The sequence below is a fragment of the Rickettsia endosymbiont of Gonocerus acuteangulatus genome (assembly GCF_964026435.1).
Classification (GTDB): domain Bacteria; phylum Pseudomonadota; class Alphaproteobacteria; order Rickettsiales; family Rickettsiaceae; genus Rickettsia.
Genome location: NZ_OZ032147.1, coordinates 975,704 through 998,489, shown reverse-complemented (window position 1 = coordinate 998,489; position 22,786 = coordinate 975,704). Strand labels below are relative to the sequence as shown.

The following is a 22,786-nucleotide window of genomic DNA, read 5'->3' as shown; positions in this document are numbered from 1 at the left end:
GTTTGTTGTAATGTTCGAATTATATGTCATTCCTGCAAAGGCGGGAATCCAGAAAAATAAACATGAAAGCAGCAAGTTTTTAAAATTAAAAGCTTAGTTATCTCGCTTTATACTGGATTCCCGCCTCCGCAGGAATGACAAAAAGTTAATACTTTTCAATATAGTACTTATTCTTGTCTCTCAAATCCAACTGTTTGTAGTTTTGATTAAATAGTTTATTTGCTTTATTGAGTGCATCTATATATTTTAAGGCTTCTTCAAAATTCTTTGCCGGTAATTTAATATTTATTCCACCCTTAAGATTTAAATCCCATCTTCTATCCCCACATCTAATAGCAGATGAGGTTTTATTTATTAATGCCGGATATTTTTGTAGCTCATTTACTAGCTTGCTAGCATATATATTTGCTCCCTCCCCTACAACATGTAATAAATGAGGAAATGGCTCTATGTTCTTACTGATTTCATAACCCTCTTCATCAATTAAGAAGAGTTGATTATTGATTTGCCAAATGGCAATAGGTTCTCTTTCAAACAGTTTTATATATATCGTGTTTGGTAATCTTCTTGAAACATATACTTCCTTAATCCATCTATTATTCTTTAAATTATTCCTAATTTCATCTAAATTAAGAGCAAAAATAGAACTACCTTTTTTAGCATTTAAAACTTTTAATATTGTAGGTTCATCAACATTTTGTTGTCCCTCAATTATTACATTCTCAAGTTTAAAACCGAGTTCTGTAGTTGTTTGATATATGTTTGTTATTAAATAGCTTTTTAACGAAGCAAAATATTTTGTGAAAGCAAACAAACATATGAAGATAATTAAAACGATTTTAAGTATTAATATTGTTTTCTTATAGATTAATCCTAACTTTCGACGCAATGAAATGTTATTGTTTTTTTTAGCTGTATTTTTTTTGTTTGAGCTTGTTTTTTTTCTCATGATTCAAAGCTTGCCGTCTTTAGAATTTCTTCAATTAAATTAACAAAATTTATACCTGCATGAGCTGCAATTTCTGGTACTATCGATAAAGGAGTCATGCCAGGATGCGTATTTATTTCTAAAGCATATAACTTATTTGTTCTTTCTTCTAAAATAAATTCAGCTCTAACGACCCCTTTGCAGTTCATTGTTTTAAAAATCTTTTCTGACTCTTTAAGTAGCTTATCATATATATCGGTAGGCAAAGGAGCCGGACATAAATGCTCGGCAAATCCTTCAGTATATTTAGTTTCATAATCATAGAAGCGATTTTTTAGCAGCTTAATTTCTAAAGCTCCTAAGGCTTTACCGTTTAACACTGCTACCTGTAATTCACGCCCTTTTATATATTTTTCTATTATTACCTCATCACCATAAGGAAAATCATAATTAGCAAAGCTAAAATCATCTTCCTCAAATATCACCTCAACACCTATGCTTGATCCTTGCATAAGCGGCTTAATCACATATGGGCGTTTTATAGGATCAGTTTTAACATTATCACATTTACTTATGACAATACTTTCTGCCATATTAATATTGTTAGTCAAAAACCAACTTCTAGAATGCACCTTATCAAAAGCAAAGCTTGATGCTAAAACCCCGCTATGAGTATAAGGAATTCGCATAATATTAAGAAGTCCAGGCAAGCAACCATCTTCACCATATGTACCATGCAGACAATTAAAAACAATATCAGGTTTTATTTCATACAGCTTAACAGCAATATCAGCTCCCATATCTATAAAAGTAACTTTATATCCTGCTTCTATTAAAGCTTTGCCTACTCCCTCTGCTGATATCAGCGATACTTCACGTTCAGCAGACATACCGCCCGCTACTAATGCTATATGTTTCTTGCCTTTATCACTTAATATTGTAATTTCTGAGCTTTCAACCCAATGTGTTTGATATTTATGCATATTTTATTTTTTTATTAGGAAGTCATATGTCGATTATGTCATTCCCTACACGTCTTTATGTCATTCCCGCGGAGGCGGGAATCCAGTATAAAGTGAGAGAAATCGAGCTTTTAATTTTAAAAACTTATTGTTTTTATGGTTATTTTTTCTGGATTCCCGCCTCCGCGGGAATGACATTAAACATACCTCCCAACTCTCTTTATTTCCCAATTCAATTTAATCCCACTATCTTCGAATATTTTTTGTTGGACGAAGTTACCTAGATCCTCTAATTCTTTAGCAGTAGCATTTCCATTGTTTATCATAAAGTTACAGTGAAGTTCTGAGATAGAAGCATCGCCTATTCTATAACCTCTAAGTCCTGCTTTGTCAATAAGCTGCCACGATTTAAACCCTTCCGGATTTGCAAAAGTACTGCCGCCAGTACGCTCCTTAATAGGCTGAGTAGATGATCTTGCAGCATTTATTTCATTCATCCGCACTAATATATCTTCACTATTACCTTTATTAACTTTAAAAACGGCTTTGAGAATAATTAAATCCTTTGGTAAACTATTACCACGATATTTAAAGCCTATTTCTTCATTTGTAAATGTTCGAAAATTTCCCGCAAAGTCAATTGCTTCAATTCTAACTAAAATATCTTTAAATTCACAGTCATAAGCTCCAGCATTCATCGCAACACCGCCGCCAATAGTTCCAGGAATACCTACTAAAAACTCGAAGCCGCTAATAGCATTTACCTGACAAAATTTAGCTAAACTAAAATTAAGGCAACTACTACCAACTATTAAATGACCCTCATCCGTAAAATCGATATTGCTAAAATTTTGACCAAGCTTTATGGTGACGCCCTCTATACCTCCGTCTCGTATGATAATATTGGAGCCAGCACCAAAGGTAGTTATGGGTAATTTTTGTTTATTCTGCACTAAGAAGCTTGCTAAATCTTCTCTATCTACAGGCTTAAAAAATATTTCAGCATTACCACCTACTTTAAACCATGTTAAATGTTTTAAGTTATAGTCTTTCCTATACTCACCTTTTACTATAGGAAGATTCATGACAAATTACCAAATTTTTGTGGTAATTCATTAGCGAAGTTTGAAATATTTCCTGCTCCCATCATAATAATCATATCACCAGGGGCTGCCTTATTCATTATAACTTCTACAGTGTCATCTAATTTTGCTAAGAAATTTGCTTGATTATGATATTTGAGCTTAGTAATGTTATCAATTAAACTTTGCCCACTAATACCCTCTATAGGGCTTTCACCTGCCGCATATACATCTGTGATATAAAGTAAATCCGCATCATCAAAGCAACGCATAAAATCATCAAATAAATGCTGCATTCTCGAATATCTATGTGGCTGGAAAATAGCAATAACCTTACCATGCTGTTTGTTTGCTATGTTTTTAGCAGTAGATAATGTTGCCTTAATTTCTTCAGGATGATGAGCATAATCATCAATAACCGAAGCATGATTATATTCAGCTACTTTAGTAAATCTTCTTTTTACTCCTTTAAAGCTATTAAAGCCGTTTTTAATAGCCTTAATACCAAAATCTAACTCCACCCCTACACTGATTGCAGCAAGGCTATTTAAAATATTATGTCTTCCTGGAGTGGGAATAGTAATTTTTTCTATGATTGTCACACCACTTACATTTGGCAAACTAATTTTTACATCAAAGGTAGATGAAGTAATATCCGTACTAATATTAAATGCAGTAATATGAGCATCATCAGAATCAATACCATAAGTGATAACTTTCCGCTCAGTAATATTATTTACTAACTCACGTACTATTTTATGGTCAATACAGCAAACGGCAAAACCATAAAAAGGTAAATTTGTGATAAAACTCCTAAAGGCATTAATTAACGTATCAAAATCTTTGTAGTAATCTAAATGTTCTGGATCAATATTAGTTATTATTGCAATAGTCGACGGAATACTGATAAAAGTTGCATCTGACTCATCTGCTTCAGCAATTAAATAATTACTTGAACCAAGATAGGCATTTGTTGACCTATTATTAATAATGCCACCATTAATGACTGTAGGATGTAAACCAGCTGCCTCAAATAAGCAAGCAACTAAAGAAGTGGTAGTAGTCTTACCATGCGAACCAGATACCGCTACCGAGCATTTTAACCTCATAAGTTCAGCAAGCATTTCTGCACGTCTGATAATTGGGATTTTACGTTCCAAAGCTTCTTTTACTTCGGGATTATTTCGATTAATTGCCGAAGAAACAACAACGTACGAGACGTTTGTAATATTTTGTGGTGTATGACCAATAAATATTTTAATACCATATGCCTCTAAACGTTTGGTATTATAATTTTCTGATAAATCAGAACCTTGCACCTTATAACCAAGATTATGTAATATTTCAGCGATGCCGCTCATTCCAACGCCGCCAATGCCAATAAAATGTATAGTTTCTAAAGTTTGATTAGTTTTTTTTAATTCAAGTAACTGCATTTAAGTTAATTTTTAAAATTGAGTTGTGCATAGATGGTTTTAGGGATTTTGTCAAGTGATATACTTTCTATGTCATTCCCGCGTAGGCGGGAATCCAGCATAAAGCAAGATAAATCGAGCTTTTATTTTTAAAAATTCACTATATTTATTTTTTCTGGATTCCCGCCTACGTGGGAATGACATACGAGAGGGCGTTACCCTACTCCACCCTATCAAATTTTGCTTTGGAGTAGTAATTGCCTTGCAAGCCGCCTACTTTTAGGTCTATTAAAAACTTAGCTATTTCGCCATTTTCGACAAATTCAGCTACTGTTTCAATATTTAAATCTTCTGAGATCTTTATTAGTCTTTCAACAAAATATCTACTTTGTACATCACTTGTAATACTACGGACATATTTGCCATCAATTTTTATAATATCAATAGGCAAGCTTTGGAGTTGTTTAAAAGATGTAAAGCCTGAGCCGAAATCATCTAAAGTAAATTTACAACCAAACTTACGTAACTTATTGATAAATACGTTTATTTTATCATAATTCTCATTAAAAGAAGTCTCGGTAATTTCGATAATTAAACGATCTCGAACATCATAAGTTCTTAATAAATTTTCTGCTACTTCCCATAAAGCTTCATCGGTTGTGCCAATATTTGAAATATTAACAGATAGCATTAAATTAGGGTTGTTTACAAGCTCATGAATACTCATCTCTAAAACAATCTGATCAATTACAAAAATTAATCCTTTATTTTCAGCAATAGGAATTATAGGACCAACGGAAATATAAACACCATTCTCATCTGGTATGCGAAGCAAACATTCATAATAATGTACTTTCAAAGTCTTACGATCAATTATAGGCTGATAGGCAAAACGTATAGTTTTTTTAGCTAAAGCTTGTCTAAGCAAATTGAGCTGTAAATTAAATTTTTTTATATTCTCTAAATCATGGTCATCACGATTATATTCACGATAATAATAATTATTATTTTGTGAAAGTAACATATTTAGTATTTTCTCAATCTCTTCTGCATTAGTACTTACTTTTGGAAACTCAATGCTCGCAATACAACAATTTATATAGATTTCCGGTCGCTCATCATTTATATATAGCTGGGAAGATAAATATAATTTTCTGGCAAAACTTTTAATTAAATCAAAATCGGTAATATCTAGTACAAATAATATAATATCTTTTTTTGTTTTTCTAAACTTTAGAGGAGCATCAAGCTCTTTACTTACATTTTCAATAATTTTTTCTAAATCCCCAATTATGAAATTCTTATTTGGTTCGATGAATACTATTTCATCATAATTCAATAATTTACAGGCAAAACATACTCCTTTCCCTACTTTATCCATTTCAGCTTGTAAAACTTTATATTCTGCGATTAATTCTGACATTGCCATTTTGATAATAAAATTATATATTCTAACAAATACTAAGATATTTTTTCTATAAATAAAATAAAAATATGAGCAGAATAGACAGGATAACTAAAAGCTTAAGTGTCTTAAAACCACATTTTTGTGAAATAATAGACGAAAGTCATAAACATGCTAGTCATTATGACGGAATTCAAAGCCATATTAAAATAAAAATTTCGGCAGAAATTTTACAAGGAAAAAGCCTGGTCGCCAATCATCGTACTATTAATAGCCTACTTGCTGATGAATTTCAAAATGGCTTACATGCTTTATCGATAGAGGTATTATAATTATGAAAACAAATGATATTTTAAAAGTAGCAACAGGTGCTAGCAGCGTCTTCCATAAAGCGATAAATAATATAAAAGATAAAAGCTGTGACGTGATTGAGGATAAAATACTTAAAGGTAATTATGTTACTAGGGAAGAATTTGAAAAATTACAAACCCTAGTAATAAAATTGAAGAAAGAAATAACGGATATGAAAGATAAATAGTGCCTTTCTAGTTATTGGAGTCTGAATTATAAGATAGATATTTTTTAAATATTATTGATTTTGGCTTTTAGTTTTTCAATTTCTTCTTTTGGTAATCCGGTTGATGTAGATATAACTTGTATGTCTACACCTGCAATCAGTAAATTTTTTGCTATTTCTGTGTTTCTTGCAGTTCTACCTTTTTCAAAATGTTCTTCTAAGGTAATTTCTTCAGTTTGCTCAGCAAGTTTAGTTCTAATATATAAATCATAGCCTTCATGAGTCATATTATGCATTTCAATGACATGATAAGCTTCTTTGACTTTATCGCTAGTGATATCTTCCGGTATATCTTTTTCCTCTACTGCACATTTAAATAAATGTAGCCATTCATCTGCAACTGTCACTAATTTTTCCTTATTAAATTTTCCAAGTTCAATAAATACATATGATAAGTCGTATAAATATTGTTTTTTGCTACTTGCCTCTACTGTTTTATGATAACTAATATATGGTATAGCTTAATGCGATAAGGTAGTGACTTTTTTAAGAGCATAGTAAACAGCATCAAAAAAGTGCTCAAAATTAGAAATAGTTTTTCTTATTTCATTCTTGATTTTAAACCAGTAATGCTCAATAGGATTTAAGTCAGGAGAGTAAGTTGGTAAACAAAACTTACGCTATGTTTGGTTCTAAATATCGTAAAGATGGAGAACGCAGCTGTTGTTGCATATAGTCATCTAAAAGCCCTAACTTTATTTGGTAAACCGTTTTACCGATTGTATTTGCAGTCCTTTTGAGAAATGCCCAAACTAAAAATGCACAACTAATATGATTACGTTGAATACGCTGTTTCCTGCATTGACAACGTTCTATCCCAGTAAGTTGCTTAATTTCTCTGTGCATGCTCTCAATTACCCATCGAAAGCCACACTCATCTTGTACAGCTTTAGAAGATTTTTGAGTTTTGTTATTGGTAACAACATACTCAACTCTGTTGGTAGAAACAGTAAATTTAAACAAATTAACATGCTTATTTTTAGCAAAGCCTTTTATATGAATCTCTACTCCATGCCTGATCTCTTCATCTGAAAATGTCAACTCTTTTACAGCTTTATAAGGTTTAGAATCGTGCGTTTTACTAACGTTTCTATTGGCTTTAATAGGGGCATAATAATATTTCCCCAGAGAGTCAACATGTTGCATAATTTTGTGTGTAGAATACCATGTGTCAAAAAGTATTGTTTGAAAAGGAATCTTCTTGCTATAAACAGCATTATTTAACATGTTTAATAGGTGTTCTAGTTTTGTTGCTCCATCATGATCAGGTGCAAAAATTCGATAATCTATTACCCAAAACTTATTAATATCAGGGTTATAATATACCAGACTCACTACTCCTATACCTTTAGTAACTCTACCTGTAGCTCCACTGTACTGCGATCTTGCAATTTCTATTTGCTTCGTATTCCTTTTATTTAAAACCGTATCATCAAATATTGTATATCCATTAGATGAAAAAATAACATCATTCTTGATGTGTTCCCATAACAAAGAAGGTGTATATTTTTCATTCCTTAAAAATCTATTAATAACATCATGACTACATTTCTTTGCATGTTCAGCGTAGTAGGTTAAACTATAATTCTTTTGGCTAACTATTAAAAATTGACAATAATCTGTCCTATTAATTGGTATTGCTTGCAACTTTATCCTCTTTGACATGTTTAATTATTTTTACAATAATTTATCACTTTTTTACTCATAGCGTAAGTTTTGTCTTATGTAACTTAGATTCTTTTCTAATAACTCAATTATTTGTTCGTGCCAAGAATCCAGCGCTGAAGATCGTTCATAGGGTGCAGGATATTCTGTACCAGACTCTATAGCTTAATGCGATAAGGTAGTGACTTATAGTATGAGTTGGATTATACTAAATGAAAAACTTATGGCAAAGGCATATTCATACGATTTAAGAATACGAGTAATAAAAAGTTTAACAGATGGTAAAACAATAAAAGAGACTTCAGAGATATACTCTATTAGTAGGAAGACTATAATAGAGTGGAAAAAATTAAAGAAACAAACTGGGGATGTCAAAGCAAAAAGTGGTTATCATACAGGACATCGTAGAATAATAAGAGACATAGAGGGATTTAAAAAATTTATAGAATTAAATCTCTTTTGGGTATATTCCCCGCCGCTTGCGGCGTAATATGGCGGAATGAGCAAATATATACATAAAAGTCATAATGTTACGGTACTGCTGTATCACATGGTATTTCCAGCAAAATATCGCCGAGCAGTGTTTGACGTATCAGTTGATCAAGTATTACGAGAAATATGTTTAGAGATAGAAAAGAGATATCAAATAAAATTTTTAGAAATAGGGGTTGATGAAGATCATGTCCATTTTTTGGTACAATCTGTACCAACCTATAGCGTAACAAAAATAGTAACAACAATTAAAAGTGTTACAGCTCGTCAAATATTTAGACAGTGTCCACAGGTAAAGAAACAATTATGGGGTGGAGAATTTTGGACTGATGGATATTTTACGAGTACGGTAGGTAAGTGTCATTGTCAATTAAAAAGGGACCAGTAAATTGCACGAAAAAGGAACCACTATATTTAAAAATTTTTATGCCATATTACCTCCAGATTTATAGTTATTAATACGATAACTTTTACCTTTTATGTTTAGTATATGAGCATGATGTACCACTCGATCAATAATTGCATGAGTTAATACTTCATCAGCAAATATTTCATTCCATTTTTCAAAATCCTTGTTTGTGGTAATAATGGTAGATTTATTTTCATATCGTTTAGCAATAATATTAAAAAAGTCTTCTACTGAATGTTTTGGCAATTGCTTAAACCCGAGCTCATCAAGAATTAATAAATCAAACGATAGGAGTAATTTAACCTTTTTGTGATAACTATTATCTGCTCTTGCAATATGTAAATTATAAAGCATATCCGATACCGTAGTAAAATATACAGAGTATTCTCGTGTTAAAGCTTTTAATGCTAGCCCAATGGCAAGATGAGTTTTCCCAGTTCCTGAATCACCTATGAATATTACATTTCCCTTAGTATTAATATAATCACAAGTTGATAAATCACTTATTACTTTGGCATCAACACTTGGTTGGAAATTAAAATCAAAGTCTTCTAAATTTTTAGTTACCGGCAATTTAGCAGCACTTTTACGGCGACGGTAATTATTATCCTTACGGTTAGATTTTTCATCTTCACATAATAGTGATAGAAATTCTTTAAATCCTAGTTTATTATTTTGAGCATAAATAATCCTTTCATTTAAACTATTGACTATACCTGATAATCTAAAGCTTCGTAGGTCATTAAATAAGTTCTGCATTATTACCTCCAAACTCTGGTAATGGTAAGTTTACTGCATTACTATTTAAAATATTCTTAATTTTAGAGTAAGAACTTATACCATAATGTAGTGCTCTATGACAGGCTTTATCTATTAAGTCATCATTGTAAACCTTACGTAAAGAAATGATACCTCGTGCACAACGTTGCCAATCATTCACTCTTGTTTGTTGTAATGATTCTAATAATAAACTGCAATTATTCCCTATCTGCTGCATTTGTTGTTGATAATGTTCACTATATTCTATAAAACCTGGGCATAGACGTTTGTATTTAGCATAATGAGACGGATTAGTGGTAAATATCCCCTTGCCCTCTGTTCTAACGTGTCTTGCTATTAAATCATTTTGTATAGAAAATATTTGAACAAGTTTTGGGGACAATTGTACCATTACCTCACTGTATATATATTTTGCTGGTACAGAGTAATAATTATTATCTATGGTAATATGACAATCTTTTGCTACTTTTCGATTATGCCAAGATGACAAATCAAAAGTTTCTAATGGTAAAGGAATCAAACTACTTCTTTCCTCTTGCTCAAACAGTTCTCTAGGTATTCTCTTAGTAGTACCATGTATTCGGCTATTGGCCTTATTTAACCAATTTGCAAGACCATTTGTTAATTCTTCATATCTATCAAATTTACGACCAGCAAAAAAATTATTTTTAACGTATTTTATTCCCGACTCAACTTTGCCTTTTTCTTGCGGTTGATACACTCGACAAGGAGAAAGTAAAATTCCATAATGATCGGCTAAGCACTTATATTCCTTCTGATATACTGGCTCATAAAAATTGGCATCTACTACTCCAGCTTTAAGATTATCAAGTTTTATTACTTTTGGACTACCAGCAAAATAATTAAATGCATTGATATGACATTGAATCCATGTTTGACAACTTTGATCAAACACTACTTCATAATAATCAAGGCGACTATAGCTTAAACGCATATTAAATACATATGCTTTAACTCTACGCCCTTTAGAATTATACTGTAAGCCTATGTCACCAAAATCTACTTGTGCTTCCTCTCCTGCTAAAGTATGAAAACGAATGCAACTGTTATCCTTAATTTTATATTTTTTGATATAACGGGTCAAAGAAGTATAACTGCTTGTATAACCTTGATTTTTTAACTCCTCAAAAATTCTTATGTAACTCAGATTTTTTTCTAATAACTCAATTATTTTTTCGTGCCAAAAATCCAAAACTGAAGATCGTTCATAGATTGCTGGGGATTCTGTACCAGCCTCTACATAGCGGTTTATTATTTTTCGTACTGTTTTGCGGTCTGTTCTTGTTAGTTTGGCAATATTCCTTTGACTATTGCCTTGTTTATAAAGGGTGATAATTGTTGTATACATATTTATTCTTATCATTGTATCACTAGATATTTACTTGCTTAATTATCTAGTGAATATTGCACATTAACCTTATTAGGTCACACCAACTTCTCTGGTCCCTTTTTCGTGCAATTTACTGGTCCCTTTTATTTTAGCAATGACAGTAAGCATGGAAATGAGAATATGATAGGAAAATACGTAAAAAACCAAGGCAAGGAATATCAGAAACTGCATGAGGATCATCAGCTAGCTTTCTTCTAAAATACCCCGCTGCTTGCGGCGGGGATTACTTTTATTTTTCAAAACTTACGCTATGTTTGATATAATTCCTATAAATTAAAGGATATTATAAAGTGATGCACTATAAAAACATAGCTTTGTAGTAAGGGTTTTTAGCATATTTGCTATAACATAGCGTAAGTTTTGTTTTGATAAAACCACCATGGAGCTAGCTAATAACTGGAGTCAAAAAGTATCTGCAAGTACGATATCAAGATTGCTTAATAAATTAGGTTATAGTTATAAAAAAAACTTTTCTTCATCCCAAAAGGGATATTGGTCTAAGGAATGAGTTTATATTGAAACTAAAAACTATAGATAAACAAGATTTAGTATTTATCGATGAGTCTGGGATAGAAGATAATAGCTGTAGAGAACACGGGTGGAGCATTATCGGTCAAAGATGTTATGGTGAAAAGGTCTATCAACATAAATCACGGATTAGTATGATTGCTGGGCTGTGTGTCAAAGATATTATTGCCCCAATAATATTTGATGGGACATGTAATAAGGACATTTTTGAAACTTATGTACAAGAGATATTGATCAAGGAATTAAAGGCTGGTCAGATAGTAGTAATGGATAATATTAATTTTCATAAAAGTACAAAAGTGAAAACGTTAATTGAATCTGTTGGTTGCAGTATTTTATTTTTACCAACTTACTCTCCTGACTTAAATTCTATTGAGCATTACTGGTTTAAAATCAAGAATAAAATAAGAAAAACTATTTCTAATTTTGAGCATGAAAATTCAAGGACTAAGTAGAACAAAACCTATAAATTTTCTGCCCAAATTTCATTGGGGGTTTTATAACCAAAAATCTTTCTTGGCATGTTATTTAAAATCTCAGCAACATTGTCAAGACCTCTTTGTGTAACGGTAGTAATATCTGTATTTTTAGGTAAAATTCTATGAATCATAGAATTCATTTTTTCTACTAATGCTTTTTGTCTAGGGTGGTATGGATCACAAAAGAAAGTTTGAAACCCAGATAGTCTATAGGCAACATGCCCCACAAACTCTTTGCCATTATCCATAGTAATAGTCTTTCTCACACTATTTGGAAGAGTTTTTATCTTTCTTAAAAAACCATTGGTAACTGTTGTAGCTCTCTTGGAGTTATTCAGCACTAAAATAATCTTTTGACTCTTTTTATCCACCAGTGCACCAATATTCATACTTTGATTACCTTTATGAAATGTAAGATCTGCCTCAAAATTCCCTACTTCTACCTTTTTCGTAGCTATTGCATCATGCTGATGTATTGAGATCCTTTGTGGTATAATGATCCTTTGACGCCTCTTCCCTCTTTCTTGCCTTTTATATCTTTTAGAAGGTAAATAGCTATATAACTTTAATTTAGCTGCTACTGCAGAAGTGTAAACAAATCTATATATACTTTCTGTACTGATACACAAAGCTGTATTTTTGTCTAGTTTTAACTTTCCGGCTATAGCATCCGGCGACCATTTCTTGCGAATCATAGCATTTTTAATATAATCTAACAACATAGGGTTCTTTTCTATTTTTAATAACTCTTGCTGATACATCCTGTTTTCATATTTTTCCTGAGCAACACAAGGCATATACTTATCTTTTACCTTATTTCTTTTTAGCTCCATACTAATAGCGCTTTTAGACCTCGTAAGATGTTGTGCTATCTTATTAATACTGACTCCTAGGTCATACATTCTTTTTATCTCATATCTCTCTTCTCGAGATAAGTGTCTATATTTTCTGTTCATCATTACCTATTTAAAATCTTATTATTTTAAATAGGTTCTGTTCTACTTACTTATAGTATTTTCAATGCTCTTAAAAAAGTCACTACCTTATCGCATTAAGCTATACTTCCTCACTAAACAGCTTATCTTTAATTAAAGATATAATAACTACTGGTAATAAATTCTTGTAAAGTAGACCTTTTTAAAGCTGACTAACATAAGCATGAGCAGAATAATATTGAGCTCGTTTTAAATAATCCGACTCATTCTTCTTTTGCATCTCGATTATATACCCTTCAGGTAAATCAAGTATACTATTGATAAACTCTTTTAAGCGTTCTATATCGCTAAAAATTTTCTTAAACAAACTATCATTTGTTGGGTCTAAATATCTTTGTATATTAATATGAGCTACTTATAGTTGCATATTTTTTTGCCTTATAGCATAAAAATTTAATTTAGACAACACTTTCCTTAAAAAATTAAACTTTCTAATCAGTTCTAATATATACAACTACTGACATACCTGGGATTAAATTAGCAACAGGGGCATCAAAATCTATTAAAACAGGTACACGCTGCACTATCTTAGTAAAATTACCGGTGGCATTATCGGGTGGGATTAAGGTAAATTTAGAACCGGTAGCAGGGGAAATATTACGGATTTTTCCATAAAATGTTTTCTTAGGAATAGCATCAAATTGTATTTTTACTTTCATGCCTGGCTGAAATTTCTCAATTTGTGTTTCCTTAAAATTAGCCTGAATATACATTGAATTATCTTGTACTATGGAAAACAAGGCTCTACCAGGTGTTATATAATTTCCCACTTCTAAACTACTATTACCAAATACACCAGATACCGCAGCAATAAGCTTAGTGTTCTCCAAGCTCCGTAAGATAATTTTTTTATTTGCTTCTAATTCTTTTAGCTTTTCTTGTTCTGCAGCTTTTTCAAGCCCAAGGAGCTGTAAGTTTTGCCTAGAGATATCTATATCTAGCTGAGCTTGTTTGTAATCGGTTTTTGCTTTTTGATAAGCATTTTTAGAATCATCTAATGCTTTAATACTGGCAAATTTTGCCTTATTTAACTCTTGTACTCTAGTAAAATCAGTTGAAACAATATTAAAATTTGTGGCGGCAAGTTTTAGTTTTTCGCCTGCCTGTTCTAATTGATTCTGCCCTATAGATATTTTTTGATCAATAATCTCTATATTTTTTTCTGAAGCTCTAATAAATGCCTCAAGGGCTGCAAGCTTGGCTTTATAGTCTCTATCATCGATTTCGCCGATTAAATCGCCTTTACTAACTTTTGTGTTATTAGTCACTAATAAACTAGTTAAAACTCCACTAATTTCAGCACTAACATCTGAAATATCAGCATCAATATAAGCATTATCTGTTGATTCTGTATTTACCCAAACATAAATTTTATAACCTAAATAAGTTATTACTATAAGGGCTATAATGAGGATATATTTAGCAAATGGGTGATTTTTATATTTTTGAATATTTTGTTGTAATACATCAAGCATAATTAATTGTTATTAAATTTATGTTTTAAGAAATAACAAAACGGGATAGAAAGAATATATATAACTGCAATAAATGGCAGTGCATACCATGGATATATTATAAGATTTATAATAACAACAGCAAATAAAATCATCGCAAGCGATAAATATTCAGGCTTGATACTTAAATTTTTTGTTGAAATTGTAGGAAGTCTGCTAGCAAGCAGAAAAGCTATAATAGCTAAATAGATGTTAATTGTTATAGTATGAATACGAACATTTATATTTAATAATGTACCGATTTCAAAATCTATCATTACAGGAACTAAGGCAAGTAAAGCACCGCAAGGGGCAGGTACACCTGTAAAGAAATGCTCAGGTTTTTTATCTTGTTTTGGCTGATAAATACCAACATTAAACCTAGCAAGACGTAGAGCCATACATACTATGAATAGTAACATTACTGCTGAAGAAAATACTTTATACTCATATTGCTGGAAAGACCATAAATATATTAAATAAGCAGGTGCTATACCAAAATTAGCAAAATCACATAACGAATCAAGCTCCGCACCAAATGGGCTAGTAGCATTTAGCATCCTTGCAATTCTTCCATCAATGCCATCAATAATTGCTGCTACTATAATGCAATATACTGCAATTTCCCATTTACTATCTAATGCAAATTTTACTGAACTCATACCAGTTACTAAGCCAAGCAGAGTCACAAAGTTTGGTATTAATTTTATTATAGGTACAGGTTTAGATATTATAGTTTTACGAATTTTTAACAATGCAGAGACTCAAGAAAATATGGTTTATGATATTATAATGTTCATGCCCACCATGTCATTCCTAGCTAAAGCAGGCATCCAGTAAAAAAGTATAAATACAATAAACTTTTAAAATTAAAAGCTCGATTTATCTCGCTTTAGACTGGATTCCTGCCTACGCGGGAATGACATATAAATGACGGTTGCTTCTACTTTCTTTCAAATTGTAATTCAGATGTCTTTTTGCGTCCGAAATCAGCAATAATAGTTTCACCACCAATAGCAGTTTGTCCTTTACTTACTAATAAAGCTGTTTTTAAAGGTAGATACACATCAACTCTACTACCGAAACGAATTATACCATATCGTTCGCCTGCTTTAACTTCGTTACTTTCTTCTAGATCACAAACTATACGTCTTGCTATTAACCCTGCAATTTGAACAAAAACAATTTTCTGTCCCTGCTCTGTTTCCATTAATACAGATTGACGTTCATTATAAACACTTGCTTTATCAAGAGAAGCATTAAAAAACTTTCCAGGATTATAATGTAATGCTAAAATTTTACCATTTGCCGGAATTCTATTCACATGCACATTAAAGATATTTAGGAAAATACTAACTCTAATCATTTCGACATCACCAAGCCCTAACTCTGCTGGCGGTAAAGCTTCTTTAATTTCTTGAATTACCCCATCTGCAGGGCTTATTACCAAATCATTACCTATCGGTACGAAACGATCAGGGTTACGGAAAAAATAAATACACCAAGCAGTAGCAATAAATCCCATACAACCAAGCTTCTCGTTAAAAGAAGCAAGTAAGAAGCTGACTAATGCAAAACTAGCAATAAATATGTAACCTTCACGATGAATAATTTTAAATAAGTCGTTATATTGTTTCATTTTAATCTCTATAGTTATTATATTTTTTTATGTTGATAGCGTATGTGGATCGGTTTTTCATCATTGCAAGGAAATTACAAAGTAATTGTACCTACGCAAGGAAGTATAAAAAATGCTAATTTATAGCATTTTTTAGCTGGACCTAGTTCCCAAGCCACAGGATGACACCGAACATATCCACAAGCTGATAATTTATGCTTGTTCTGCTTTATTATCTTCATCATTATTTGTAGTTTGAGCTTCTTGAGCAGTACCAAGAGCATAAACACACAAATCTTCAAACGATACATTATTTTTTTTCGAAAGATCATATAGCTGTTTTACTGCATCCATAACAGCATCAGGAATAGTACCCCCTCTCTCGTCTGACAACCATTTTGCTTGGAACTGCAATGGATGATGTCCATCTTGTGGTGTACCTACATAGATAACAAAATCAGCCTCTTGTCCTCCAAAATTAGCTTTAATATTGAATTTTTTCATAATACAATTACAGACATAATTAACATGCTTAATTATTATATCTTAATGCTAAAAATGCAAATTTAAAATAATATTTTGCTTAAGATTTTTTTAATTCTCTAGTAATGTAACGATTCGAGTATATAAATTTATCACTAGAATCTACAACTACACCACCTGCTTCTTTAATAAAAAGATCAAAAGAATAATATAATGTAAAATTTAATAATGGTAAATATATTAAATCCGCCTTGCCTGATGCCAAAAGCATTGCTGCATAACAAGAAGAACCAAAAGTTCTAGTGTTATTAAACACTTGAGAATTATTGTTTTTTAAATCTTCAATAATTGTTAAACAGTTTTCTCGACTAGCATTATCAGAAACTCTTAATCTTAAACCTTTATGATTAGATCCTAAATCATTTTTTTCTACCCAAGCCCCTCTACCCTTTTCAGCATAATAAATCTCATTAAGAACTGGAAAATATATAATAGTAGAAACAGGTGTTAGACCATCTTGATTTTGCTTCAGACAAGTTATTGATACAGCAAAAAAAGGAAGACTTCTAGCAAAATTATTTGGACTATCTATAGGATTCACTAAAAAAACAGTTTCATAATTATTATTCGGATCAAACTGATCTTCAGGAAAAAATAAATATTTCGTATGTTTTTGTAATTCTTCACATAATAAAGTTTTTAATCTTAAATAAGATCGCTTACAAAACTCTTCATTTCTAATAGGATTTTTTTGAAGCATTTCAAGCTCTAAAAAATCTCTATGTACAAACTTAACTGCTTTACGCAGTGAATTAATTAACAAATTAGTTATAGGTTGCATTTAGTAATTATATACTTATGGGTGAATAAAAAAACTGTCATTTTGTGGATCGATTTTTCGTCATTGCGAGGAGATGCATAGCAGAGGGCGGAGGCAATCTCATGAGGCAATACAATATTCCTGCGATTACTTCGTCGCTACTCTCCTCGCAATGACGGTTAGCCACAACTTACTTTGATCTTTCAACATAGGTTAAATCCTCAGTCTTAACAACAATTTTTTCGCCTATTTCCAAATATTGAGGTACTTTTACCTTAACACCATTTGCAAGGGTTGCTGGTTTGTATGAAGCGGTAGCGGTTGCTCCTTTTATTACCGGATTAGTTTCAATAATTTCTAGTATAACTGTTGCAGGGAGTTCAATACTTAAAGGTTTTTCATTATAAGACTCAACTTTAACAATCATATTTTCAGTTAAAAAAGGCAACTTTTCATCTAAAATTTCTTTGCTTACACTTATCTGTTCAAAAGTCTGATTATCCATCAATACTATATTATTATCTTCAAAATATAAAAATTGATAGTCTTTTTGTTCAAGTTCAGCTTTTTCTAAGTGATCTGAAGAACTAAATCTTTCGTTACGCTTTGTACCAGTTTTTAGATTTTTCATCTCAACTTGTACATAAGCACCGCCCTTTCCAGGCTGAGTATGCTCAGGTTGTTTGCTTACCACCCATAAATCGTTATTATAAACTAATATATTACCTGTTCTAATTGAATTTGCTGAAATTTTCATATATTATTACACTTAAACTTACTTTAAAAAAATATAAATATACAAATTATTTCCTTTAAAAACAAGAATTTAATCTTATGAGTGCAAACATATTAATAGTAGACGATATAGAAACGAATATTAAATTACTAGAAGCAAAGCTTTTAAATGAGTATTATACTGTTTTTAAAGCAAATAGCAGCAAAAAGGCATTAAATATTTTAAAAAAAGAAAAAGTAGATATAGTACTACTTGATGTTATGATGCCTGAGATGGATGGATTTGAAGTATGCAAAAAAATTAAATCTGATCCTGAAACTACCCATATTCCGGTAGTAATGGTAACTGCTCTTTCTGATGTTGATGATCGTGTTAAAGGGTTAGAGGCTGGTGCAGATGAGTTTTTGACAAAGCCAATTAATGATAATGCTCTTTTTATAAGAATTAAATCATTATCAAGAATGAAGAGCTTAATTGATGAGTTAAAAGTTCGTAATAGTACTAATGCATTACTTGGTGGTGTTAATATTGAAATACATGATAATTTTGCAGATAAAAAAATATTGCTAATTAACGATGATGTAGTACAAGCTAAAAACATAAAACAAATGTTGCTTAAAATTACCTCAAACGTAAAAGTAATAAGTAATTCTGAGGAGACAGATACTATAAATGAATATAAACCTGATCTCATAGTAATTAGTAGTACCCTTGAAAATGAAGATCCTTTAAGAGTAGGAGCTATTTTAAGAGGCAAACCGGAAATAAGCGGAGTGATATTAATTTTGCAAATTTATGAAGATGAAGATGGAAATGAAAATCAAATGCAATTAGTTATGAAAGGATTTGAACTTGGCATTAATGATTATTTTGTTTATCCTATTGATGAAAGTGAGCTAGCTGCAAGAATTAAAACACAATTAAGACGTAAGCAATACCAAGATAATTTACGTAACGATTTAGAACAAAGCGTAAATTTAGCAGCTAAAGACGGATTAACAGGTTTATTTAATCGCCGCTATTTCGATGTACACATTAAGCAAATGGTTGAAAAGGCTAATAAAGAGGATATGAAATTATATTTGCTTATGTGTGATATTGATAATTTTAAGCATGTAAATGATACTTATGGACATCAAGCAGGAGATAAAGTTTTAATAACCACTTCTCGTATTTTAAAAAATACCTTTAGAGTAACTGATTTAATAGCAAGATTTGGTGGCGAAGAATTTACTATACTTTTAAATGATATAAATATTGACCAGGCACTATATACAGCAGAGCGAGTTAGAGTTAAAATAGAAAGTATGAACTTCCAAATAGACAAGCAAGAAGAACCTTTAAAAAAAACTGTGTCTATAGGAGTTACAGAGTATAAAAAAGGTGAGTCAATAGAAGATTTTATTGAACGCTCGGATAAAGCTATGTATGAAGCTAAAACAACTGGTAAAAATAAAGTTGTAAAACTATAATTATGAATAAAACTTCTAAAAAACATCTAGCATTACCTTACAGACCAGGCGTTGGTATGATGATATTAAACGCTGATAATAAAATATTTGTTGGTAAGCGAATAGATACTAAAATCTCTGCATGGCAAATGCCACAAGGTGGAATAGTACCTGGCGAAACCCCAAGTATTGCAGCTATGCGTGAAATGTTAGAAGAAATAGGAAGTAGCAAAGGATATATAATTGCCGAAAGTAAATGCTGGTATAGTTACGACGTACCAAGTTTTTTAATTCCTAAATTATGGAATGGTAATTTTCGTGGGCAGAAACAACGCTGGTTTTTAATTAGATTCACTGGCACTAATGAAGATATTAATATAAACACTCTTAATCCAGAATTTGACGCGTGGCGTTGGGCATCACTTGACGAATTATTATCAATCATTATTCCATTCAAACGTAAGCTCTACCAAGCAGTAGTTAAAGAGTTCGAGTCATTAATACAATAATCATTCTTTCATTACAAACAAACTTAAGTAAAGTAAGATTCCTGAGATTGCTTCAAACCCAGTTTTTCCGGCATTGCCTGCGTGGATCGAGAGTCGTCTGATCTAAGCGAATGAAATGAGCATGTCAATCCAGAAAAAATAATAAAAAACGCTATAAATTAGCACTTTTTATACTTCCTTGCTTCGTCAAAACTTATAGTTTTTCCTCACAATGACGATTAGTATCCACGCAACAACGCCAATTTTTCCTCGCAATGACATTTCGAAATTATGGCTGGGTTAAAGTTACAGTAATAGTATCTTGATAATTACCAACATTAGCAAGAGGTTGAGCAGGTAGGCTTGCATATATAGTATAATTTCTAGTAACCGGTCCAAGGGCAAGCAAATAGCTATCTTGAATTGTTACTGTACTGCTTGTTCCATTACCAAGTATTTGACTATAAGCAGCATCTTTATATAAATTGTAAGTTAGCTTATTACTGCCGTTAAGCATATTTCTTGGATTATAAATATTTGCTGAACCTGTACTAAATTTTAAGGTATAACTCACAATTAATGACAAAACTTACGCTATGTTTGATATAATTCCTATAAATTAAAGGATATTATAAAGTGATGCACTGTAAAAACATAGCTTTGTAGTAAGGGTTTTTAGCATATTTGCTATAACATAGCGTAAGTTTTGATGAAATTAAAGCACTACAAGTGACTGAAGCCGTAACTGAAGTAGTTTTGCTAGACGACGTACTAACATTACCAAATCCCACAGTTGGTACAGATACGCTACACGTTGCCATGGTTTGACCTGATAAGATTAAACTAATCAAAAATACTAAATATTTTATTCGCATACTATTTCACCTAAATCAATTATTGGATCATTTGAATCTTTATTAACGGGTACACTAAAATGACAACATTTACTATTTTCTACATTTTCATTACAGATAGAACCATTTAATCTCTTTTGGGTATATTCCCCGCCGCTTGCGGCGTAATATGGCGGAATGAGCAAATATATACATAAAAGTCATAATGTTACGGTACTGCTGTATCACATGGTATTTCCAGCAAAATATCGCCGAGCAGTGTTTGACGTATCAGTTGATCAAGTATTACGAGAAATATGTTTAGAGATAGAAAAGAGATATCAAATAAAATTTTTAGAAATAGGGGTTGATGAAGATCATGTCCATTTTTTGGTACAATCTGTACCAACCTATAGCGTAACAAAAATAGTAACAACAATTAAAAGTGTTACAGCTCGTCAAATATTTAGACAGTGTCCACAGGTAAAGAAACAATTATGGGGTGGAGAATTTTGGACTGATGGATATTTTACGAGTACGGTAGGTAAGCATGGAAATGAGAATATGATAGGAAAATACGTAAAAAACCAAGGCAAGGAATATCAGAAACTGCATGAGGATCATCAGCTAGCTTTCTTCTAAAATACCCCGCTGCTTGCGGCGGGGATTACTTTTATTAATGCTGTTTATAGTAAGAAGATTCCTTTTCAAACAGTACTTTTTGACACATGGTATTCTACACACAAAATTATGCAACATGTTGACTCTCTGGGAAAATATTATTATGCCCCTATTAAAGCCAATAGAAACGTTAGTAAAACACACGATTCTAAACCTTATAAAGCTGTAAAAGAGTTGACATTTTCAGATGAAGAGATCAGGCATGGAGTAGAGATTCATATAAAAGGCTTTGCTAAAAATAAGCATGTTAATTTGTTTAAATTTACTGTTTCTACCAACAGAGTTGAGTATGTTGTTACCAATAACAAAACTCAAAAATCTTCTAAAGCTGCACAAGATGAGTGTGGCTTTCGATGGGTAATTGAGAGCATGCACAGAGAAATTAAGCAACTTACTGGGATAGAACGTTGTCAATGCAGGAAACAGCGTATTCAACGTAATCATATTAGTTGGGCATTTTTAGTTTGGGCATTTCTCAAAAGGACTGCAAATACAATCGGTAAAACGGTTTACCAAATAAAGTTAGGGCTTTTAGATGACTATATGCAACAACAGCTGTGTTCTCCATCTTTACGATATTTAGAACCAAACATAGCGTAAGTTTTGAGTAGAAAAACTACTTAAATCAAAATTAAATCCTAAAAAAAGAGAGAACATTATGAAAAGTATAGCTCACCATTGGATGCAACAAGGAAAGGGAGAAGCAAAAGCTATTATGGCAAAGAAGATGCTAAAAGAAAGTATACCATTAGATGAAATAATATATTTTACAGGTTTAGACAAAGAAGAAGTTGAGAAGTTAATGTAAGATATAAGAAAAAATTGAAAAAAAATTATTGAGCCTATAAAAGATTTTCTGAACTCTATAACAGATATTAATGGATTAGCTATTAAAGATATTTCTTCAGAGATTGCAGCAGAAAACATTTCCCTTGTGGATGATTTTCATGGCGATCCAGCCGATAGAATCATTGTAGCAAGGGCAAAATGTCTTGCGGCTACATTATTACTTGGGATAAGTTAGGGCATATTAAATCAATATCTATTTAAACATT

The 22,786-nt window shown here is 31.6% G+C and carries 26 protein-coding genes and 5 pseudogenes; 11 read left to right on the top strand and 20 right to left on the bottom strand.

From position 1 onward, the window contains the following. Positions 1-145: 145 nt before the first annotated feature. From AAGD55_RS06130 to AAGD55_RS06110, 5 genes are all read right to left on the bottom strand, one after another. Entirely contained in the window at positions 146-949 is an 804-nt protein-coding gene (locus tag AAGD55_RS06130; RefSeq protein ID WP_341790823.1) for a cell division protein FtsQ/DivIB, read from the bottom strand. Then, the gene (locus AAGD55_RS06125; RefSeq protein WP_341790822.1) at positions 946-1,911 is read right to left on the bottom strand and encodes a D-alanine--D-alanine ligase; all 966 of its coding nucleotides are present in this window, start codon (positions 1,909-1,911) and stop codon (positions 946-948) included. Before AAGD55_RS06125 ends, AAGD55_RS06130 begins: the two co-directional genes overlap by 4 nt. Before the next feature lie 176 nt (positions 1,912-2,087). Further along, complete coding sequence (gene murB / locus AAGD55_RS06120) at positions 2,088-2,975, bottom strand: UDP-N-acetylmuramate dehydrogenase (RefSeq protein ID WP_341790821.1); 888 nt, start codon at positions 2,973-2,975, stop codon at positions 2,088-2,090. Next, positions 2,972-4,408, bottom strand: coding sequence for a UDP-N-acetylmuramate--L-alanine ligase (murC, locus tag AAGD55_RS06115; protein ID WP_341790820.1), 1,437 nt, complete (start codon positions 4,406-4,408; stop codon positions 2,972-2,974). Before murC ends, murB begins: the two co-directional genes overlap by 4 nt. Before the next feature lie 199 nt (positions 4,409-4,607). After that, positions 4,608-5,825: an EAL domain-containing protein gene (locus tag AAGD55_RS06110; RefSeq protein WP_341792531.1), complete on the bottom strand. Its 1,218-nt coding sequence runs from the start codon at positions 5,823-5,825 to the stop codon at positions 4,608-4,610. A gap of 56 nt (positions 5,826-5,881) precedes the next feature. On the opposite strand from AAGD55_RS06110, the gene AAGD55_RS06105 reads away from it, so the two are divergent. Next, entirely contained in the window at positions 5,882-6,124 is a 243-nt protein-coding gene (locus AAGD55_RS06105; protein ID WP_341790819.1) for a BolA family transcriptional regulator, read from the top strand. Positions 6,125-6,126: 2 nt separating this feature from the next. Continuing rightward, positions 6,127-6,330 carry a hypothetical protein gene (locus AAGD55_RS06100; RefSeq protein ID WP_341790818.1) on the top strand — a complete coding sequence of 68 codons (204 nt, stop codon included), beginning with the start codon at positions 6,127-6,129 and terminating at the stop codon, positions 6,328-6,330. A 44-nt stretch (positions 6,331-6,374) separates the two neighbouring features. On the opposite strand, the gene AAGD55_RS06095 is transcribed toward AAGD55_RS06100, so the two are convergent. The 3 genes and pseudogenes from AAGD55_RS06095 to AAGD55_RS06085 form a co-directional block, all read right to left on the bottom strand. Further along, positions 6,375-6,749, bottom strand: coding sequence for a hypothetical protein (locus AAGD55_RS06095; protein WP_341792530.1), 375 nt, complete (start codon positions 6,747-6,749; stop codon positions 6,375-6,377). A gap of 81 nt (positions 6,750-6,830) precedes the next feature. Further along, a pseudogene (locus tag AAGD55_RS06090) lies at positions 6,831-6,977 on the bottom strand (transposase); the annotation flags it as partial. Between the two features lie 7 nt (positions 6,978-6,984). Next, a complete protein-coding gene (locus tag AAGD55_RS06085; protein WP_341792476.1) occupies positions 6,985-8,034 on the bottom strand; it encodes a transposase in 1,050 nt (349 codons plus the stop codon). Positions 8,035-8,227: 193 nt separating this feature from the next. On the opposite strand from AAGD55_RS06085, the gene AAGD55_RS06080 reads away from it, so the two are divergent. Next, positions 8,228-8,524 (top strand): IS630 transposase-related protein, encoded by a 297-nt coding sequence (locus AAGD55_RS06080; RefSeq protein ID WP_341791446.1) that lies wholly within the window; start codon positions 8,228-8,230, stop codon positions 8,522-8,524. Between the two features lie 9 nt (positions 8,525-8,533). Further along, positions 8,534-8,884 (top strand): annotated as a pseudogene (tnpA, locus tag AAGD55_RS06075) (IS200/IS605 family transposase); the annotation flags it as partial. Between the two features lie 66 nt (positions 8,885-8,950). On the opposite strand, the gene istB reads toward tnpA (AAGD55_RS06075), so the two are convergent. Both istB and istA read right to left on the bottom strand, forming a co-directional pair. Then, on the bottom strand, positions 8,951-9,694 hold the full coding sequence (gene istB / locus AAGD55_RS06070; protein ID WP_341790851.1) for an IS21-like element helper ATPase IstB: 744 nt from the start codon (positions 9,692-9,694) through the stop codon (positions 8,951-8,953). Beyond that, complete coding sequence (gene istA / locus AAGD55_RS06065) at positions 9,678-11,084, bottom strand: IS21 family transposase (RefSeq protein WP_341790850.1); 1,407 nt, start codon at positions 11,082-11,084, stop codon at positions 9,678-9,680. Before istA ends, istB begins: the two co-directional genes overlap by 17 nt. A 105-nt stretch (positions 11,085-11,189) precedes the next feature. On the opposite strand from istA, the gene AAGD55_RS06060 reads away from it, so the two are divergent. Further along, positions 11,190-11,324: a hypothetical protein gene (locus tag AAGD55_RS06060; protein ID WP_341792475.1), complete on the top strand. Its 135-nt coding sequence runs from the start codon at positions 11,190-11,192 to the stop codon at positions 11,322-11,324. Positions 11,325-11,493: 169 nt separating this feature from the next. Beyond that, a pseudogene (locus tag AAGD55_RS06055) lies at positions 11,494-12,109 on the top strand (IS630 family transposase); the annotation flags it as partial. 8 nt (positions 12,110-12,117) lie between these two features. Here the strand turns inward: AAGD55_RS06055 and AAGD55_RS06050 are convergent. From AAGD55_RS06050 to efp, 7 genes are all read right to left on the bottom strand, one after another. Continuing rightward, complete coding sequence (locus AAGD55_RS06050) at positions 12,118-13,092, bottom strand: IS30 family transposase (RefSeq protein ID WP_341792474.1); 975 nt, start codon at positions 13,090-13,092, stop codon at positions 12,118-12,120. Positions 13,093-13,559: 467 nt separating this feature from the next. After that, positions 13,560-14,603 carry an HlyD family secretion protein gene (locus AAGD55_RS06045; RefSeq protein WP_341792473.1) on the bottom strand — a complete coding sequence of 348 codons (1,044 nt, stop codon included), beginning with the start codon at positions 14,601-14,603 and terminating at the stop codon, positions 13,560-13,562. Positions 14,604-14,605: 2 nt separating this feature from the next. Further along, positions 14,606-15,376, bottom strand: coding sequence for a CDP-diacylglycerol--serine O-phosphatidyltransferase (gene pssA / locus AAGD55_RS06040; RefSeq protein ID WP_011477629.1), 771 nt, complete (start codon positions 15,374-15,376; stop codon positions 14,606-14,608). 188 nt (positions 15,377-15,564) lie between these two features. Beyond that, entirely contained in the window at positions 15,565-16,260 is a 696-nt protein-coding gene (locus tag AAGD55_RS06035; protein WP_341792472.1) for a phosphatidylserine decarboxylase, read from the bottom strand. A gap of 192 nt (positions 16,261-16,452) precedes the next feature. Beyond that, on the bottom strand, positions 16,453-16,743 hold the full coding sequence (locus AAGD55_RS06030) for a DUF2610 domain-containing protein (protein WP_341792471.1): 291 nt from the start codon (positions 16,741-16,743) through the stop codon (positions 16,453-16,455). Positions 16,744-16,822: 79 nt separating this feature from the next. After that, complete coding sequence (locus tag AAGD55_RS06025; RefSeq protein ID WP_341792470.1) at positions 16,823-17,563, bottom strand: inositol monophosphatase; 741 nt, start codon at positions 17,561-17,563, stop codon at positions 16,823-16,825. A 169-nt stretch (positions 17,564-17,732) separates the two neighbouring features. After that, positions 17,733-18,299: an elongation factor P gene (gene efp, locus AAGD55_RS06020; protein WP_341792469.1), complete on the bottom strand. Its 567-nt coding sequence runs from the start codon at positions 18,297-18,299 to the stop codon at positions 17,733-17,735. 77 nt (positions 18,300-18,376) lie between these two features. On the opposite strand from efp, the gene AAGD55_RS06015 reads away from it, so the two are divergent. Further along, positions 18,377-19,750 (top strand): PleD family two-component system response regulator, encoded by a 1,374-nt coding sequence (locus AAGD55_RS06015; RefSeq protein ID WP_341792468.1) that lies wholly within the window; start codon positions 18,377-18,379, stop codon positions 19,748-19,750. Positions 19,751-19,752: 2 nt separating this feature from the next. Further along, positions 19,753-20,238, top strand: coding sequence for an RNA pyrophosphohydrolase (locus AAGD55_RS06010; RefSeq protein ID WP_341792467.1), 486 nt, complete (start codon positions 19,753-19,755; stop codon positions 20,236-20,238). 268 nt (positions 20,239-20,506) lie between these two features. Here AAGD55_RS06010 and AAGD55_RS06005 read toward each other — a convergent pair. From AAGD55_RS06005 to AAGD55_RS05995, 3 genes and pseudogenes are all read right to left on the bottom strand, one after another. Further along, positions 20,507-20,803 (bottom strand): annotated as a pseudogene (locus tag AAGD55_RS06005) (spore coat protein U domain-containing protein); the annotation flags it as partial. 130 nt (positions 20,804-20,933) lie between these two features. Next, positions 20,934-21,092, bottom strand: a pseudogene (locus AAGD55_RS06000) (SCPU domain-containing protein); the annotation flags it as partial. Continuing rightward, positions 21,083-21,256 (bottom strand): hypothetical protein, encoded by a 174-nt coding sequence (locus AAGD55_RS05995; protein ID WP_341792466.1) that lies wholly within the window; start codon positions 21,254-21,256, stop codon positions 21,083-21,085. The pseudogene AAGD55_RS06000 and the gene AAGD55_RS05995, both read right to left, overlap by 10 nt. On the opposite strand from AAGD55_RS05995, the gene tnpA (AAGD55_RS05990) reads away from it, so the two are divergent. The 3 genes from tnpA (AAGD55_RS05990) to AAGD55_RS05980 all read left to right on the top strand — a co-directional run bounded on the left by tnpA (AAGD55_RS05990) (position 21,249) and on the right by AAGD55_RS05980 (position 22,539). Further along, positions 21,249-21,692, top strand: a complete 444-nt coding sequence (gene tnpA / locus AAGD55_RS05990; protein WP_341790826.1) for an IS200/IS605 family transposase — start codon at positions 21,249-21,251, stop codon at positions 21,690-21,692. The two genes, AAGD55_RS05995 and tnpA (AAGD55_RS05990), sit on opposite strands and share 8 nt — an antisense overlap. A gap of 108 nt (positions 21,693-21,800) precedes the next feature. Next, positions 21,801-22,331, top strand: a complete 531-nt coding sequence (locus AAGD55_RS05985; RefSeq protein WP_341792465.1) for a transposase — start codon at positions 21,801-21,803, stop codon at positions 22,329-22,331. A gap of 58 nt (positions 22,332-22,389) precedes the next feature. Next, positions 22,390-22,539, top strand: a complete 150-nt coding sequence (locus AAGD55_RS05980) for a hypothetical protein (protein WP_341792464.1) — start codon at positions 22,390-22,392, stop codon at positions 22,537-22,539. The last annotated feature ends 247 nt before the right edge of the window (positions 22,540-22,786 follow it).